Genomic DNA, 16,676 nt, shown 5'->3' with positions numbered 1-16,676 from the left:
CGTGGTAATTTGGACTATTGCGAATCAAAAAGGTGGCGTCGGTAAAACCACCACTACTGTCACACTGGGTGGTTTGTTAGCTGAGCGCGGCTATCGTGTGTTGTTGGTCGATATGGATCCACACGCGTCTTTAACCTATTACTTTGGTATTGACGCCGAAGAACTTGAAGTCAGTGTCTACGATATTTTCACCCGGGGTAAAGCCATCAGCCGTGAGGAAATTCTGCAATCACTTTGCCCCAGTACGGCAGAACGGCTCGATATCCTGCCGGCTTCAATGTCACTGGCGACGCTGGACCGCTCGTTAGGAAACCAGAGTGGTATGGGCCTGATCCTAAAGAAAGGTCTGAAGCTGATAGAGCAGGATTATGATTATGTCCTGATTGACTGCCCACCGGTAATGGGGGTGTTGATGGTTAATGCACTGGCGGCCTGTGATCGGGTATTGATCCCGGTACAAACCGAATTTCTGGCGCTGAAGGGCCTGGACCGGATGATTGCTACTATGGCGTTGATGCGTAGCTCGAAGCAGGAGCTGACCTTTACTATAATCCCAACCATGTACGATAAAAGGACCAAAGCCTCACTGGAGGCCTATAAAGAGCTGAAAGCTAAATATCAGGATCGGGTCTGGTCTGCCGTAGTGCCGGTAGATACCAAGTTTCGTGATGCCTCTCTGGCACAAACCCCGCCCAATGTCTTTGCCGGTAATTCTCGCGGCGTCTTTGCCTATAATACCTTACTGACCTATCTGTTACAGTTAAGTCCGGAGGCCTGAAATGAGCAGTCTTATTGCGAGTCAGAAGGTCATCCAGCATTATCTGCAGGCGTTGTTAACCGAGGATGATGCTGAGCAGCCGCCGGCGCCAGCAGCTGTGGCCAAGCCAGCCGCAGCGAAAGCGGCAGTCCCTGTTACAGCGGCGCCGACACTTGCTGAAGCCGAGCTGGCACAGAGTCGTAAAGCAGAATTAAATCGGTTGCTGGCTCAGGCCGTGCCCGTTGCCAAGGCCGCAGAGCCGGTGGTGCCTGCTACAGCAAAAGTGCAAACCACGGCGAAAACGCAGACCACACCAGAGGTTCAGAGCGCACCCGCAGTGCTGAATACGCCGGAGATGTTGCAACGCGCTATTCCGATCGCCGAGCGTCTGGCGCAACCTACGGTAGCCGCGACCGTTTTGAAAACCGAAAAAACCTATCGCCAGCAGCGTTTTCAGGCATTATTTTTCAGTGTCGCCGGTTTAAAAATTGCGGTGCCGCTGACCGAACTTGGCGGTATTCATGAAGTCGGTGCCGTGAATGCGTTATTTGGCAAACCAGACTGGTTTAAAGGCATTATGCTGCATCGGCAACAAAAAATTCAGCTGGTGGATACTGCCCGTTGGGTGATGCCGGAAAAATATACCCCGGAGCTGGCAACAGAGCTAAACTATCAATATGTTATTATGCTGGGAACCAGCGATTGGGGCTTGAGTTGTGAGCAATTAATTGACACCATTACGCTAGAACCAGAACAAATAAAATGGCGTGAGCACGAGGGGAAACGTCCCTGGATGGCGGGCCTGATTAAAGAGCAAAAATGTGTACTCGTTGATGTTGATGAGCTGGTCAATTTATTAAACCAGGGCCTTGATATTAACGCCTGAACCAGCAGACCCAAAGGAGCTGTAGATGAATAGTAAGTTTTCAGAGCAAGCTGATAAGAACCAGGCCGCGGATCAGGTATTGCAGTGGGTAACCTTCCGTTTGCAGGAAGAAACCTACGGTATTAACGTGATGCAGGTGCAGGAAGTGTTGCGTTACTCCGAAATTGCACCGGTACCGGGTTCACCGGATTATGTGCTGGGGATCATCAACCTGCGTGGTAATGTGGTAACAGTGATTGATACCCGCGCCCGTTTTGGTTTACCGCCGGCAGAAGTCAGCGATAATACCCGGGTAGTGATTATTGAAGCTGAGAAGCAGGTGATCGGTATTCTGGTCGATAGCGTGGCGGAAGTGGTCTATCTGAAACAATCTGAAATTGATAACGCGCCTAATGTCGGTACTGACGAGAGTGCCCGTTTTATTCAAGGCGTTGCTAACCGCGATGGTCAGCTGTTAATTCTGGTTGATCTGAATAAATTACTGAATGACGAAGAATGGGACGAAATCAGTAGCATCTGATGAATATCATACTGATTACTGTTGCACTGGCCGCGCTGGCGATCCTACTGCTGCTCACTGCCGCCTTCGGGTATCAGCGGCTGCGCCAGCAAGCTGAGCAGCTGGGCATCTTGCAGCAACAGTTTGACGCGGCGCAAAGCCAGAACCAGCAGCTACACGCCGAACTCGAGGAGCTGCGCTCTGGCTTGATTGGCGTGGGGCAGCGGGTGCTGAAGATGCAGGAGCAGCAACAGGGCTTGCGTCAGTGCCTGGATGAGTTACAACAGCAACAGCAAGTTATTGCTTTAAGCGATCCTGAAAGCAAGATCTACAGCCGGGCAGTGAAAATGGTAGAGCTTGGCGCCGATCTGGAAGAAATTATCCGTGAGTGTGAATTGCCACGGGCTGAAGCTGAACTGTTATTTAATTTACACCGCCAGCAGCGCGGTCAGTAAGCTTGCGCTGGCGCAGGTGACACTATGCCGGACAAAACCGATAATCCCCATCCCGAACTTAGTGCCAGTGCGCTAAAGTATGACGGCAGTCAGGCGCCGCTGATCATTGCCAAAGGCCATGGTCAGTTAGCTGCCGATATTATTGCGCTGGCCCGCGAGCATGGTGTCTTGATCCATGAAGATGCTGAGCTAAGTAAACTGCTGAGTAAGCTAGAACTGGGCGAACAGATCCCGCGCGAGCTTTATCTGATTATTGCCGAGCTGATTGCGTTTTCTTATGTGCTGCAGGGCAAGTTCCCGGATAACTGGCACAATATTCACCAACGTATAGACCTAAAAACCTGATACCTGCTGCCATAACGCTTTGCTCAGGCTCGCCGCCTGATCCGGCGTATCAGCTGCCAGCCACTGGCAAATGGCCCTGGCGACATCCGGATACTGTACCTGTCTTAGTTGACTATCGTTATGCAGCCAGTTGGCAATCACGGCGCTGTTAAGGCTATCACTGCGCTCTGCCAAACCTAACTTCGTTAGTGCCAGAGCGTTTGACTGCTGTTCCATCTGCCCCTGTAGCGGTTTAACCAGAATGCGTTTTTGCAATTGCAGCGCTTCACTAATTAACTCAAAGCCGGCATTGCTCAGCACGGCGCTGCAGCGCGCCAGCGTTTGTTTGAAGGCATCCAGACTAGGCGGCTGGGTTTGAATGTGCCCCAGCTGCTGTGCCGGCAGGCCCGGGCCAAACACACTAAACTGATATTCGGTCAGTGGCGACAATAACTGTAACACCTGTTGCTGATCTTCAAACGGCAGATAGACCAGCACCAGTGTCGGTTCGCTGGCCACCGCTTCAAAGGTGGTATGAAGAATTGGCGGCAGGATAGGGGCGTTAAAATGATGCCAGTGTAATCCCAGGCTATAGTTGGCAGGGGCAAAGTAACGAAAGATGCCCTGACTGAGCAGGTTAGCGTTTTCCATCGGGATCGGATGCAAAAACGCATACTGATGGCCAATGCCGATACAGGGCTTCTTTTGCTGCCGTGCTGCCCAGGCCGTTACCGGTTCAAAATCGTTCAGAATAATATCGTAACGGCTCAGATCCAATTGGCGGACATCCTGCCACAGTTGCCGTACTGAGGCCTGGCGGAAGCTTTGCCAGTAATTTACCCGGCCAGCTGCCGTCACAAAGGTCAGACCCTGTCTTAGCTGGTAATGGCCAAAGGCCTGCATATCAAAAAATTGCTCCGCCGGGCGGCCGGAAAACAGAAAGTCGACCTCGGCACCCTGCTGGCGTAAATACGGCTCCATGGCTCGGGCGCGGCTGATATGACCATTTCCTGTTGCCTGTACACCATAGAGGATCCGCATACTTTACTCCATTAATCGTCGTCGGCTTGCCAGACAAGCGCTTTAAAGTGCTGGCGGCACATTGAAACATAGCTTTCATTACCGCCAATCTGTACCTGGGAGCCAGCTCTGGCCGGTTGTCCCTGTTCATCCAGCCGCACTACGAAGTTGGCTTTACGGCCGCAGTGACAGATGGTTTTCAGTTCAATCAATTTGTCGGCCCAGGCTAACAGCGCCTCACTGCCGGCAAAGGTCTCCCCGAGAAAATCGGTGCGTAAGCCAAACGCCAGCACCGGGATCCCAAGAGTATCAACCACATCGGTCAGTTGCCTGACCTGGGCCTTACTTAAAAACTGCGCCTCATCAATCAGCACGCAATCGAGCCGGCCTTGTTGTTTTAGCTGGTCAATGTGCCGCACAAAGTCAAAGTCCGCGTCAAAAATATGGGCGTCCATCGACAGCCCAATCCGCGAGCTGACCTTACCTAAACCAAAGCGATGATCCAGCGCTGCGGTATAGATCGCGACGGTCATACCGCGCTCCTGATAGTTGTAGGCACTTTGCAGCAGCGAGGTCGACTTGCCGGCATTCATTGCCGAATAATAAAAATAGAGTTGCGCCATAAGCTTACCTTTTGCAGTTGAAGGCGCAGTATAACAAGACTCTGGCAGAAAATATAAAGTAGCAATATGACAGCAGTAAGACAGTGCGGTTTAAACGAAACACCGCCGCGCAATATGTTGAGCGGCGGTGTAATTAGGCATCACGTCAGGTATTTAAGCGGGCAGCTAGGACTGGTGTTTTGGCTCAGCAGGGCTGTCTTCTGCTTTTTTAACAGCCGCAGGGCTATCTTCGGCTTTTTTAACCGTGGCAGTGGTTTTTGCCAGCACCGTAACCGGCACAAACAGATTTAGCGGATTTTGTTTAATTTGTTCCACTACCGCTTTTAGCAGCAGCGAGAATTTACTGATCCGGCTGCCGCGGGCGCGCAGTGCGACCGTTAAGGCCAGCGTAAAGCTGACCCACAGGTTAACAAAGCCAATCAGCAGCACCAGACATAAATAAAACAAAAAGCTAAAGGGGCCCAGGCCGCCGCTGATGGTGCTGTAACCCAGATTAGCAGAGGCGAAGGCGACATGGCGGATATCCAGCGGCAGTTGCAGCAAATAGCCGACGTAGCCGGTCATGCCCAGTAACAGGCCGAAGATAAAATTACCGGCCAAGGGGCCATAGTTGTCATGCCAGTAGTTGGCAAAGGCTTGGCGGGGGCGTTCCGGCAGCAGTTTCTTCAGCAACGGGTGGTGATAAAGCCGTTGCCGCAGATCCAGATAATTGGCTCTGTTATCAAAGAAGCCAGCAATGATACCGGAACAAAACAGCCAGATACCGGCAATAGCCGCGAAAAATAACGAGCCATGCCAGGGCGCGACCGCTTGTAACTGATAGCTGACGGCGGCGCTGTCCAGGAGCGGCTTACCCTGCCAGGCAGCGTATGCCAGCGCGATACTGCTGGCGGTCAGTACTGCGACACTGACGTTACCCCAGACGGCGGCCCACTGCGAGCGGTTTACATCGAGCAGCAGATTGGCGAGTTTTTTATGGGCAGCGCGGCCGTTTTCACCTTTTTCAACTTCTGCGGCAAAGCTGGCAGCGGTCATCGCTGGCTGCTTGGTTGCTACCGTCAGCCCTAATAAATGGATCAGCACAAAGCCCAGACCATAGTTAAGGCTAACCAACAGCGCATTGCTAAAAGCCGATAATTGCAGGCTTTCGATATAAATCTTCAGCAGAGCCATAGAGGCAATAATCACACCGGCACCGGCAGCTGAGCCAAATAAGCGCAGATACTGCTTTTTATCGCGCGCAATATAGTGCTCACCATGACTACTTTTATTGACACTGATACTTTTCGATAATAACTGGGTGCTACTGCGCCACAGTGCCCGGACACTGCTATTATCGCGACTGGTATCCAGCAACTGGCTGGCCAGTTCAATACTCAGCTGGCGTAACTGGGGCGCTTGCCCGCAGGTAACCAGTGTGACCAGTTGGGTGATCCGTTGCAGCGTTTGCTCCAGTCGCTCCAGAAGATGAGCTACTGCAACAGAGCTACCCGCTGTTGCTGTGCGCCGGCGTAGCCGGTCAACTTGTTCATTACACTGCGCCATCATCACATGATAATGGGCAACATCATAAGGCTGTTCCTGCTGCTGGCGGCAGTGCTGCACCAGTGCTGTCAGCTCACGGTGCAGGGCGATAAAGGCCGAGTCGATATTATTCAGGCGCTTATCCAGGCGCATCAGATCCGGCTCCATCTCTTCGGCAGCGATCCAGACACTTAGCATCTCCAGCGCGCATAATGTCTCTTCGCGCAGATGAGCATCGAATTGCGCTAATACCGTCGGGCTGGCCGCTGGCAGCAAGAGTTGACTGAGCTTTAGCAGCAGTCCCTCATTGCTATCGTCAGCCTCCTCGTCGTGAGCCACCTCTTTATACAGCTCCGCCAGCACATCTTTTAGCTCGTTCAGATCGCGTGGCGCAGGGTTGACTTTTTCGTACAGTCGGCTGGACAGCTCACGTAAAAAGCCGCGCCGGGAAAATACGCCCAGACTGACCAGAGCCGGATACAGATGCACCTGACAGAGCCAACTTAGCAGCGTATCGGCGATCTGACGTTGCTCGGCCGGATACAAGGCCAGAGTTTCCAGCAATTTTTGCGCTCTTTTGCGGCGCTCAAAGCTAAAACGTGGCCCCTGTAGCCACTTAACCAGGGTTTTTAACAAGGCCAGACCATCTTGTTCGGCGGCCAGACTTTTTAGCAGCATCAGAGCATTAGCTTGTTCCATTGATTCCTTGTTCCGATGATTCAGTCGCGGTTCACTGGTAGGGGGTGTTGTTAACACGCCCTAGCTAAGAGCCGGATCACAGCAAAAAGTTGCATGCTTCTGGCTGAGCGCGGCATACTGCCGGCAGTAAACCACAGAACCTAAGGAATAAAAATGGAAAAATGGTTGTTACTGACGGTATTTGCCCAGGTATTACTGACCAGTGGCGTGATGATCCTGATGGGGCGGCGGCGGTTTCAGGCGGCCAAAAATAAAGAAATTAAGATGGCGGCGTTTCGCACTATGGACCTGAGCGGCGCCAACGAGCAGGTGATAGCGACCAGCCGTAATTTTGATAATCAGTTCCAGATGCCGCTGTTATACATTGCCGCGGTATTGTTTATTCTGCAGTTCGGTCTTGCAGATCTTGGCTTTGTACTATTGGGGGCAACCTTTGTGGTACTTCGCTACTGGCATAGCCTGATCCACATTGGCAGCAATGTGCTGCGTAGTCGTTTCCGGGTATTTTTACTTGGTTGTCTGGTGCTCTGGATTATCTGGCTACGCTTATTGCTGCTGGCCTTTATCTGACCGGCAGCCCCAGCAGGGCGTAGCATCAAACTCGAAACTACGCCCTTGCTGATACTGCTTCCTTACTCGTAGCGAAGTGCTTCTATCGGTTGTAAGCGTGAGGCTTTGCGCGCCGGATAATAACCGAAAAAGACGCCGATTAAGGCCGAAAAGCCAATACTCATCAGCACCACTTGTGGCTCAATAATAGCGGTATAGCCCAAAAAGTGCTCCACCGCCCAGGTGGTGCCCAGTGCCAGCGTTAAACCCAGGGCGCCACCGAGGGCACAGAGCAGCACGGCTTCAATCAAAAACTGGCGCAAAATATCGGCCGGCCTGGCGCCAACCGCCATCCTCAGGCCAATTTCCCGGGTCCGCTCTGTTACCGACACCAGCATAATATTCATAATGCCAATGCCTCCCACTAACAGCGAAACTGAGGCTACAGCCGCCAGCAGGCCATTAAAAATCTGCATGGTTTGGGCACGGGTTTCGACCATCTCGGATAAATTACGGATGCGAAACGGCGGGTCGTTGGCTGTGGTGCGCAGCCGCTGTCTGAGCAGGGCATCCAGCTCCTGTTCCACCAGTGGCATATCCCGGTCTGAGGCCACCTGCACTACGATGGAGCGCACGGCTTTCGGGCTCGACAGCGTGATACCGGAGATCCTTTTACGCACGGTATCAATCGGCATAAAGACGATATCATCCTGATCGTTGCCCTGGGTATTCTGCCCTTTGCCGTTTAATACGCCGATAATGGTGACCGGCACCTTGTTAATGCGCACGGTTTGCCCCAGCGGATCACTGGCACCAAATAGCTCGCGTTTTACGGTCTGACCAATTACCGCTACCCGACCTGCGCTGCTTAATTCGGTTTCAGTAAAGGTGCGGCCTTCGGCGAGTGACCAGCTTTGGGCCTGATAAATCTTATTATCGACACCGAGGATACTGGGAGCCCAGTTCAGGTTGCCGTAGATCACCTGACCCGACGATTGCACCATAGGCGCGGCCACTGTCACCTGCGGGATCTGATTTTCAATAGCCAGGGCATCCATCTCGGTCAGGCTCTGACCGGTGCCGCCTTGCTGGGCGCCGCCCATAAAACGCATCCGGCTAAACACAATAAAGACGTTACCACCGAGGTTCTTGATCTGCTGGTCTACTTCGTAACGGGCACCGGAGCCCAGTGCCAGCATAATAATAACCGCGGCGACACCAATAATAATCCCCAGCATGGTCAGAATACTGCGCAGTAAATTGACCCGCAGTGCCACCCAGGCTACGTTTAACAGCATCAGACTATTCATTTCAGTGCCTCCGCCAATCGGTGTTGCCTGAAGTCTGCCAGTGCTTGCTGCGCATCCAGTGGCGAACTTTGCCGATCGGTCAGCAGTAAGCCATCGCGAAATACCAGTTGCCGGCTGGCAAAGGCGGCGATATCCGGCTCGTGGGTAACCAGCACCAGTGTTTTACCTTGCTGATGCAGTTGCTGGAATAAGGCCATGATCTCAAGCCCGGTTTCAGTATCCAGTGCACCTGTGGGTTCATCCGCCAGAATAATATCTGGTTCATTTACCAGTGCCCGGGCAATCGCCACCCGTTGTTGCTGACCACCAGAAAGCTGTGATGGATGATGGTCAAGGCGTTTACCCAGACCAACCAGCTCCAGACAGTGCCGGGCCCGCTCCCGGGCTTGTGCCCTTGGCATAGCGGTATACAGCAGTGGCAACATCACATTGTCCAGTGCAGTGGTGCGTGGCAGTAAATTAAACTGCTGAAACACAAAGCCGATATGTTGGTTACGCACTGTCGCCAGTTCAGCGGCACTCATCCGCGTGACATCAGTGCCTTTCAGTAATATTTGCCCGCTGCTCGGGGAGTCGAGACAGCCAAGCATATTCATAAAGGTGGATTTACCTGAGCCGGAAGGCCCCATCACCGCAACAAAGTCGCCTTGTCCGATACCGACACTGACCCCTTTTAAGGCTTTAAGTACCTGTTCACCCATCCGGTAGTGTTTTTCAACCTTCAGGGTTGCCATCACCGCGTTTTGCATTTATTCCACCCTGACTGCACGGACTATCACCTTGTCGCCCTGGCTGAGTTCACCGGACAACACCTCGCTGTACTCGTCATTGCTAAGGCCAACCCTAAGGTTGATGGCCTTGGGTTGTTGCTTACTATCCAGTACCCAGACAGTGGCTGCCGTGCCGCTGTCACCCTGGCCCCGTTGCTGGCGGCGCTGGGCGTTTATTTCGCTATAGCGCTGATACTCCTGCTCCGACAGCACCAGCTGTAACTCATTGTTTAGCTTTTGTCGCAGTTGCTGCATCTGCGCCCGCATATCAGTCATCGGGTTATTGGCACTGGCGCTGCGCGCCTGCTGTAAGCCACTGGTAAAGTCAGCAAAGACCCGACGCACCGCACTGGCTTTATCGCTGCTTAATCCCAGCTCCCGGATCAACTCAGCAGCCGGATCCGGTTGCGAAGCTGCGGGGTTGGCCGCGCCGGCGGGCCGAAAACGCAGCGCGGCATTAGGTACCCGCAGCACGTCAGTTTGCTGGCCACGAATGACATTGATATTGGCTGTCATGCCGGGTAACAGCAATTGCTGTTGGTTCGGCGCATCGATAATCACTTTGTAGGTCACAACATTGGAAACGTTGGTCGCCGCTTTGCGTACCTGCGACACCTGGCCGTTAAACTGGCGGTTCGGATAGGCATCGACCTGAAATCTGACTTGCTGGCCTTCAGCTAATTTACCGATATCGGCTTCGTCAACGTCGGCTTCAATCTGCATCTGCCGCAGATCCTGAGCGATGGTAAAGAGGGTTGGTGCTGACAGGCTGGCGGCAACGGTCTGCCCAATATCAACCTGACGGTCAATAATGGTGCCATTGACCGGGGAGCGGATTTGGGTGCGATCCAGATCCAGTTTGGCCTGCTCTAACTGCGCTTCCCGTTGCAGCAATTGTGCCTGAGCGCTGCTGATCTGAGCACGGGCGACACTGATTTGCGCCCGTGCCGTTTCAAAGTTAGCCAAGGCGGTGTCCAGTTCACTCTGGTTGGTCAGCCCCTGGCTCATCAGTTGTTGCTGGCGTTGGTGGGCGCGCTCGGCCCGGCTTAATTCTGCTTCGGCTTTTAATAAGTTGGCCTGCTGTTGCTCCAGATTGGCTTTGGCCATCACCACGTCGGCCTCGGATTGGCGTAATCTGGCCAGATAAGTACGGTCATCGAGGCGCGCGATCAGCTGACCCTGAGTCACATCGTCATTAAAATCAGCCAGTAATTCGGTGATCAGACCCGAGACTTCAGTACCGACCTCCACCGTGACCACGGCACGGGTGGTGCCGGCGGTATTGACCACGCTCTCAATATCACCGCGGCTGACGCTTTGGGTTTGATATTGAATTTGTTCTTTATTATCGGGCATCAGGTACCAGCCCAGCCCGGCCAGCAAGGCGACAACAATCAGGATCTGCCAAAGGCGCATAGAAATAACTCCATAAAATTTCTGGTTTTACTATAACCAGTTACGCCAGACTGACAAAGAGGGGGTAGGGTAAAGGTTGTGTAAAGCCGGCTGAGAAGGCGAAAAAATACGATTAATCGCGGCTTTTCGCTGGCTGCGGCTGGAGCAAGCCTAAAAGTTACTGCTATGATAGTGACATAAGATAAGACGCTGTGTTGGTGTGAACGGCGTTAACAATATAAGAAAACTGAATAAGCAACCTGACGTTGCCGAGGTCCCAGTGCTGAAAAGAGTCTGTAGTCTGGTGTTACTGCTCACCAGTAGTCTTGCCAATGCCGCCGTTCCCGATCCTTTGGTACGGGAGTTTGAGCAGTTTTTTCAACAACAAATGGCGGAGCAAAACATTCCCGGCGCCGCCTATGCCATCGTGTATAAGAACCGCATTATCGCTGCCAATGGTTATGGTGTGCGTGAAGTGGGCTCGAATTTGCCGGTAGATGCCTATACCGTATTCCGGATTGCTTCCGTATCCAAAACCTTTGCTGGCGGTCTGGCGGCAATACTGGCAGCGCAAGGCCATTTTCGCTGGAACGATCCGGTGGTGCGTTATGTACCGGAACTAAGCTTTAAAACCCGCTCCTTTAACAATAAGCTGAAGGTTGAACACCTGTTATCGCAAAGTACCGGGGTGATAGCCAATGCCTACGATAACCTGATTGAGGCTAATTACCCGCCAGAGCGGATTATTCCGCATTTTAATAAGCTCGATCCGCTGTGTAATCCGGGCCAGTGTTATGGCTATCAGAATGTGTTATTTAGCCTGATTGAGCCGGTGCTGCAGCAAACGACCAAGCAGGACTATGCCACCTTGCTGAAGCGAAATATTTTTGAACCGTTAAAAATGCCGACCGCATCGGTGGGGTTACAGGGCTATCTGGATAGCCCAAACCGGGCCACACCCCATGTTAAAGCACGGGGCCAGTGGCACGCCCGCGCGGTGAATGAGAGCTACTATCGCTTTGCGCCGGCAGCCGGTGTTAATGCCAGTGCGGTTGATTTAGGCTACTGGTTGATTGCCCAACTGGGATATAACCCGGACGTGCTGCCTGAACCCTTGTTGGAGCAAATCACCAGCCGTAAGGTCAGGACACCGCGCTACTTAAATCGCCAGATGTGGCGGCCTCACCTCAAGGATGCACACTATGGTCTGGGTTGGCGCCTGTATAAGTTTGGACAGGAACAGCTGGTATTTCACGGTGGCTGGGTGCAGGGTTTTCGCGCCGAACTGGCCTATTCCAAAGAGCGCGAATTGGGGTTGGTGATCCTGATGAATGCCGAGTCCAGAGTGATCACCGAATTAACGACCCATTTCTGGTCCACCATGTTTACGGCTTTGCAGCAGCAGGACCGGCAGCTGATGCTGGCCGGGTGCAAAGCGCCAGCTTCGCAATCTCAAGCCTCGCCACCTCAAGCCAAAGCGGCAGATTGTTAACTGTTAAAGCGCTGCTGCCGGTTCAGGGCAGCGGTTTTTGATAGCGATCCAGATAAAAGTCACAGCTTATCGCCGGTGCGCCGGCGATAAAGTGCTCCAGCGCCGGCGGACTGAATTTCCAGCCCAGTGGTACCATGGTAATCAGCGCCTTCAGATCATCGGTCGGCAGCTGTAAGCTAAAACTTAGCCGCTGTCGCTGCACATGTTGTAAGCCGTCGATGGCGACCACCTCAGCGCTGTGTAACCGTACCTGCGGGTAAACCGCCGCCTTGACTTCCTTTAGATGCTCCGGCGCCGGACTGACACTAAACAAAGCGCCACCGTCACGCAATACCCGGCATAGCTCTGCATCCAGCGAAGGGGCGTAGATGCGCAAAATAGCATCAAAACTGGCGGCTGCGAAAGGTAACTGGTAACTGCTGGCAACGGCAAAGCTAACTTGCGGATACTGTTTGGCAGCGGCTTTAATTGCTGCTTTAGAAATATCTACGCCATTGATTGCCAACGCCGGCAGTGCCTGCTGCAGTTGACCGCTGTAATAGCCCTCACCACAACCCAAATCCAACAGTTCGCTTACTGCTAAGGCTGACAGCTGCTCAATCAGAGCCGTCACGACAGGCTGATACCAGCCGGCTTGCAGAAACTGACGTCTGGCCTGCATCATTAACTGATTATCACCGGGATCTTTAGATTTTTTTTGTTGTACCGGCAGTAAGTTCACATAGCCTTCGCGGGCCAGATCAAAGCTGTGGCGCTGTGGACAGCGAAACTGCTGTGTCTGTTGTAGCAGTGGCGCCTGACAAAGTGGACAGATATACATAACCAAGCCTGATTCTGGGATCTGACCCTCAACCTCGTTGAGGGTCAGATCCCCAAAGTTACCCAAAGTTGGCTGCAATTATACACTTATTACCTGTCTGATAATGCGTTGTTTGATGGCAAAAGCTGTTCGCACCGGGCAGCAGTGTTATACTGAGGTACACCAAGCAGGAGACAAAGATGCAACATGTAGAACTCTGGTCGCTGGATGAATTGTGCGACCATGCCTTTGATATTTTTGACGAACTGGCGCCGGATAATTTAAGCGCCAGTGATTATCAGACCTATCAGCAACACTATGAAAACCGTAGTTATGTCGATTTGCTGCCGCCGGGTGCCGGCTGGGAAGAATTAGCCGGCGGCGAGCTGGATCCGGAACTGCATTTTGAGGCACAAATTGGTCTCAGTGGTGAAGCAGGCGCGGAAGATCAGATATTAGCGCGCATTCTGCTAAGCCGTGATAAAGACGAAACCCTGTGTCATGCCTTATGGCGCGGTCAGTTTTAAGTTAGCTGTTTTAAGTCAGCCGAATCAGTTCAGGAGTACTTCATGTTACTTAACGTCGGACAAAGCCAGCTACTGGTCATTGATTTACAAACCAAACTGGCTCCTGCCATCGACTTGACTGATGAAGTGGAGCGCGCAGCGATTTGGTTGTTACAGGTCGCCGGTTTATGTCAGGTGCCGGTACTGGCTACTGAGCATTACCCCAAAGGCTTGGGGCACAGTTTACCTTCGGTACTGGAATGGCTGACACCAGATGCGGTGCTGGAGAAAATCCATTTTAGTGCCTGGCGCGAAGCTCATATTCAGCAGCGCCTGGCAGAGAGTGGTCGCCGTCAGGTGGTGGTAATAGGCACTGAGACCCATGTTTGTGTGCTGCAAACTGTTATGGATTTGCTGACGGCTGGCTATCAGGTATTTGTGGTGACGGATGCGGTAGGCTCCCGTACCGCTGAAAACAAGCAACTGGGGTTAAACCGGATGCAGCAGGCAGGTGCGGTGCTGGTGAGTCGTGAGATGGTTGCCTTTGAGTGGCTGGAGCGGGCTGGTACAGAGTTATTCCGGCAAATTAGTAAAGGCTGGATCCGCTAATTGAACCAAAGGTATCTGACCCCGAACCTGGGTTCGGGGTCAGATACCCCAAGTTATTCACCGAAAATCAGCTCCAGAACCAACGCCAAGCGCACTGCTGCCTGCTGCAAGCGGGTTAGCAGCACGCCCTGGTATTGTTCCAGATAGGCATCGTCAATCAACATGCCGGGACGGTAATGTTGATAAATATCATAGGTAATGGCTGCTGACTCATTGGCCCAATCCAGCACCTCGCCCTGTTGCCAGCTGGCGCGCTGCTCAGCGGTAATTTGTTCAAATAACTGCTCCTGCAGCAGAAAATCTTCGTCATAGCCAAGCTTATGCAGCATATTGCTATCCCAGACGCCATGCAGATTGGTTGGCAGTTCGTGGCTGTAGAAATAGACTGCAGTGCGGTTGCCGCCAAGGTCATCAGCATAGCTGACATGCAATGGCTGATGCAGATCACCCAGGTGATGTGCTAAAAAAAGCAGTGCTTGCCAGTCGCTGCTATCGGCGCTCAGGCGCTGTTGCATCATGCTAATCGCCGATAAAATGCAGCCATGCTCCGGGCAATATTCGGCCTTCACCTGTTTTTCGCCGCGTGGCATATTGACGTAGTGGTGCGGTGCCGTCCAACGAAACTCCTCCTGGCTGCGCACTTCATCCGGCCAGGCACAGGCGGCACCAAACTCATGGTGCGGCGAGGCTTCAACCAGGCTGGCGACTTGCTGCTGTGCCTTAGCGGACAACAGCTGCAACGCCATATCACACACCATGGCATGACCGGTGCGGCCAAAGCCATAGCTATAGCTACTCAGGGTTAACAATAAAACGATAAGCGCCAGGCGCATGGTTATTCTCCAACAAGTTGCATAATCTGATAATGACTGGCTGGGTTGCCCAGCTGTTGCTGTACTTCAGACAGCGCCGGTGCCAGGCTTTGTGCCAGGGTATAGGGCGGGTTAACCACCAGCATACCGCTACCGGTCATACCATGGCCCGGGCTGTCGGCATGCAGGTTAAATTCAATCCGTAGCTGATTCTTAATGCCGGTGGCGACAATGGCCGCGATAAACTGTTCAATACTATGGCGCTCAATCACCGGATACCAGATCGCATAGGTTGCTTGTGGGAAGCGTTTATAGGCTTCCTGCAGGCCTTTAATCAGATCCTGATATTCGGTTTTCAGCTCATACGGTGGGTCAATTAATACCAGGCCGCGTTTAACTAAAGGTGGCAACATCGCCTTAATACCGGCGAAGGCATCAATATTCTCAATCCGCGTTAAACGGCGCTGTAAAAACTGGCTTTGCAGCAGCGGAAAATCACTTGGATGCAGCTCGGTAGCCTGCAGCTGATCGCCGGCGCGCAGCAGCATGGCGGCAATCTTGGGTGAACCGGGATAGAAATTCAGTTCGCCATCCGGGTTTAACTGCTTTACGACATCCAGATATTTGCCAAGTAACGGGCTTTGCGGCTGATAGTGCCACAGCTTGCCGATACCCTCAGTATATTCGGCGGTTTTCTGCGCCTGGCTGCTTTGCAAGCTGTACAGGCCGGCACCGGCATGGGTGTCGTGATAGCACAAGGGCTTATCTTTTTGCAGCAGGTAATCCAGAATGGCAACTTCGGTCAGATGTTTTAACACATCGGCATGATTGCCGGCGTGAAAACTGTGGCGGTAACTGAGCATGCATTAACCTTAGATCGGGTTCAGGCTGGCAAGGATACTGCGTTAGCATAAAAAAACAAGTATCATAGCCGCCGGTCTTAAGCTTAGTTAACCCGTCAGGACACCGCATGTCTGCCAGCAACAAAAAATCATCCGCCGCCAAAAGCCGCGACCCACTGCAAAAGCCCTGGCAGCGCCAGACAAAAGCGAAAGCCGCAGTTAGCCAGAGCGCTACGGTTGGAGTAGGTTTGCCAAAAGTGGCGGCCAAAGAAACGGCAAAGGCGCCGCGGCAGGAGGAAAGCAAAGTTTATGGCGAAAACGCCTGTCGCGAGTTATTCCGCCAGCGCCCGGAAGCGATTATCCGGCTTTATATCTCGCCTTTCTTGATCAGTTTAGGCTCGAAGCTGCTATTGCGGTCTCTCGGTGTTTCAAGTTCACTGTCGCCGTGAATGCTGCGCACTGATTTACGGCTTTTACCGTTGCGGTAGTTACCGGTGTTTTTACCGGCGGCATCATGTTTGGCATAACCAAGATGCTGTTCCATCTCGGCGTCAAGGGCGCGTTCGGCAAGCTTTTGGGTCATCTGCTTAAGGATACCTTGCTCGCCAAACAAGTCCTCTGGGGATTTATAGTCAGCTAATAACTGACCGATAAACTGGTCTGATACTGGCATTCTTTATTCCTTTCAAATACATGGATAGAATGCCACTTACACAGATTTTTTACACCCTCAAGGCTAGATGAATGGATAAGGCATCTTCTGAGAGCCCTCCAGCTAGAGCAGTGGCGGCATGGTAGGCGCGCC

General features: G+C 52.7%; 18 protein-coding genes and 1 pseudogene. 9 read left to right on the top strand and 10 right to left on the bottom strand.

Features of this window, described 5'->3' with window-relative positions:
• Window position 1 precedes the first annotated feature (1 nt).
• From A9165_RS02565 to A9165_RS02545, 5 genes are read left to right on the top strand one after another with little or no spacing between them, the layout of a single operon-like run.
• Window positions 2-778: a ParA family protein gene (locus tag A9165_RS02565; RefSeq protein WP_008610011.1), complete on the top strand. Its 777-nt coding sequence runs from the start codon at window positions 2-4 to the stop codon at window positions 776-778.
• Window position 779: 1 nt separating this feature from the next.
• Window positions 780-1,643 (top strand): chemotaxis protein CheW, encoded by an 864-nt coding sequence (locus tag A9165_RS02560; RefSeq protein WP_008610012.1) that lies wholly within the window; start codon window positions 780-782, stop codon window positions 1,641-1,643.
• Window positions 1,644-1,668: 25 nt separating this feature from the next.
• Window positions 1,669-2,163 carry a chemotaxis protein CheW gene (locus A9165_RS02555; protein WP_008610013.1) on the top strand — a complete coding sequence of 165 codons (495 nt, stop codon included), beginning with the start codon at window positions 1,669-1,671 and terminating at the stop codon, window positions 2,161-2,163.
• The gene (locus A9165_RS02550; RefSeq protein ID WP_008610016.1) at window positions 2,163-2,597 is read left to right on the top strand and encodes a DUF2802 domain-containing protein; all 435 of its coding nucleotides are present in this window, start codon (window positions 2,163-2,165) and stop codon (window positions 2,595-2,597) included. The genes A9165_RS02555 and A9165_RS02550 overlap by 1 nt, the downstream gene beginning before the upstream one ends.
• Window positions 2,598-2,621: 24 nt before the next feature.
• Window positions 2,622-2,942: an EscU/YscU/HrcU family type III secretion system export apparatus switch protein gene (locus tag A9165_RS02545; RefSeq protein ID WP_008610017.1), complete on the top strand. Its 321-nt coding sequence runs from the start codon at window positions 2,622-2,624 to the stop codon at window positions 2,940-2,942.
• On the opposite strand, the gene A9165_RS02540 is transcribed toward A9165_RS02545, so the two are convergent.
• The 3 genes from A9165_RS02540 to A9165_RS02530 all read right to left on the bottom strand — a co-directional run bounded on the left by A9165_RS02540 (window position 2,931) and on the right by A9165_RS02530 (window position 6,787).
• Complete coding sequence (locus A9165_RS02540; protein ID WP_065954810.1) at window positions 2,931-3,962, bottom strand: MJ1255/VC2487 family glycosyltransferase; 1,032 nt, start codon at window positions 3,960-3,962, stop codon at window positions 2,931-2,933. The two genes, A9165_RS02545 and A9165_RS02540, sit on opposite strands and share 12 nt — an antisense overlap.
• An 11-nt stretch (window positions 3,963-3,973) precedes the next feature.
• Window positions 3,974-4,564 (bottom strand): thymidine kinase, encoded by a 591-nt coding sequence (locus tag A9165_RS02535; protein ID WP_065954809.1) that lies wholly within the window; start codon window positions 4,562-4,564, stop codon window positions 3,974-3,976.
• Window positions 4,565-4,729: 165 nt separating this feature from the next.
• The gene (locus tag A9165_RS02530) at window positions 4,730-6,787 is read right to left on the bottom strand and encodes a site-specific recombinase (protein WP_065954808.1); all 2,058 of its coding nucleotides are present in this window, start codon (window positions 6,785-6,787) and stop codon (window positions 4,730-4,732) included.
• A gap of 153 nt (window positions 6,788-6,940) precedes the next feature.
• Here A9165_RS02530 and A9165_RS02525 point away from each other — a divergent pair, with 153 nt between their 5' ends.
• A complete protein-coding gene (locus A9165_RS02525; protein WP_065954807.1) occupies window positions 6,941-7,357 on the top strand; it encodes an MAPEG family protein in 417 nt (138 codons plus the stop codon).
• Between the two features lie 62 nt (window positions 7,358-7,419).
• Here the strand turns inward: A9165_RS02525 and A9165_RS02520 are convergent, their stop codons facing one another.
• Genes A9165_RS02520 through A9165_RS02510 form a run of 3 tightly spaced genes read right to left on the bottom strand, consistent with a single transcriptional unit; the run spans window position 7,420 to window position 10,832 of the window.
• Window positions 7,420-8,646, bottom strand: coding sequence for an ABC transporter permease (locus A9165_RS02520; RefSeq protein ID WP_008610022.1), 1,227 nt, complete (start codon window positions 8,644-8,646; stop codon window positions 7,420-7,422).
• Complete coding sequence (locus tag A9165_RS02515; protein ID WP_065954806.1) at window positions 8,643-9,395, bottom strand: ABC transporter ATP-binding protein; 753 nt, start codon at window positions 9,393-9,395, stop codon at window positions 8,643-8,645. Before A9165_RS02515 ends, A9165_RS02520 begins: the two co-directional genes overlap by 4 nt.
• Window positions 9,396-10,832: an efflux RND transporter periplasmic adaptor subunit gene (locus A9165_RS02510; protein ID WP_065954805.1), complete on the bottom strand. Its 1,437-nt coding sequence runs from the start codon at window positions 10,830-10,832 to the stop codon at window positions 9,396-9,398.
• Between the two features lie 259 nt (window positions 10,833-11,091).
• On the opposite strand from A9165_RS02510, the gene A9165_RS02505 reads away from it, so the two are divergent.
• Window positions 11,092-12,303 carry a serine hydrolase gene (locus A9165_RS02505; protein ID WP_255365623.1) on the top strand — a complete coding sequence of 404 codons (1,212 nt, stop codon included), beginning with the start codon at window positions 11,092-11,094 and terminating at the stop codon, window positions 12,301-12,303.
• A 22-nt stretch (window positions 12,304-12,325) separates the two neighbouring features.
• Here the strand turns inward: A9165_RS02505 and rlmA are convergent, their stop codons facing one another.
• The gene (gene rlmA / locus A9165_RS02500) at window positions 12,326-13,123 is read right to left on the bottom strand and encodes a 23S rRNA (guanine(745)-N(1))-methyltransferase (protein ID WP_065954863.1); all 798 of its coding nucleotides are present in this window, start codon (window positions 13,121-13,123) and stop codon (window positions 12,326-12,328) included.
• A 179-nt stretch (window positions 13,124-13,302) separates the two neighbouring features.
• Between rlmA and A9165_RS02495 the strand changes: the two genes are divergently transcribed.
• The gene (locus A9165_RS02495) at window positions 13,303-13,629 is read left to right on the top strand and encodes a DUF440 family protein (RefSeq protein ID WP_008949650.1); all 327 of its coding nucleotides are present in this window, start codon (window positions 13,303-13,305) and stop codon (window positions 13,627-13,629) included.
• 42 nt (window positions 13,630-13,671) lie between these two features.
• Complete coding sequence (locus A9165_RS02490; protein ID WP_065954803.1) at window positions 13,672-14,217, top strand: hydrolase; 546 nt, start codon at window positions 13,672-13,674, stop codon at window positions 14,215-14,217.
• A gap of 53 nt (window positions 14,218-14,270) precedes the next feature.
• Here A9165_RS02490 and A9165_RS02485 read toward each other — a convergent pair whose 3' ends face one another.
• The 3 genes and pseudogenes from A9165_RS02485 to A9165_RS02475 all read right to left on the bottom strand — a co-directional run.
• Window positions 14,271-15,050: a S1/P1 nuclease gene (locus A9165_RS02485; RefSeq protein ID WP_008610032.1), complete on the bottom strand. Its 780-nt coding sequence runs from the start codon at window positions 15,048-15,050 to the stop codon at window positions 14,271-14,273.
• A gap of 2 nt (window positions 15,051-15,052) precedes the next feature.
• The gene (locus tag A9165_RS02480; protein WP_008949647.1) at window positions 15,053-15,892 is read right to left on the bottom strand and encodes a 23S rRNA (adenine(2030)-N(6))-methyltransferase RlmJ; all 840 of its coding nucleotides are present in this window, start codon (window positions 15,890-15,892) and stop codon (window positions 15,053-15,055) included.
• Window positions 15,893-16,244: 352 nt separating this feature from the next.
• A pseudogene (locus A9165_RS02475) lies at window positions 16,245-16,544 on the bottom strand (transposase); the annotation flags it as partial.
• Window positions 16,545-16,676 lie beyond the last annotated feature (132 nt).

The organism is Alishewanella sp. HH-ZS (assembly GCF_001704375.1).
GTDB lineage: Bacteria > Pseudomonadota > Gammaproteobacteria > Enterobacterales > Alteromonadaceae > Alishewanella > Alishewanella aestuarii.
The sequence above is the reverse complement of the archived record's forward strand: the minus strand, read 5'-3'. Positions and strand labels throughout refer to the sequence as shown.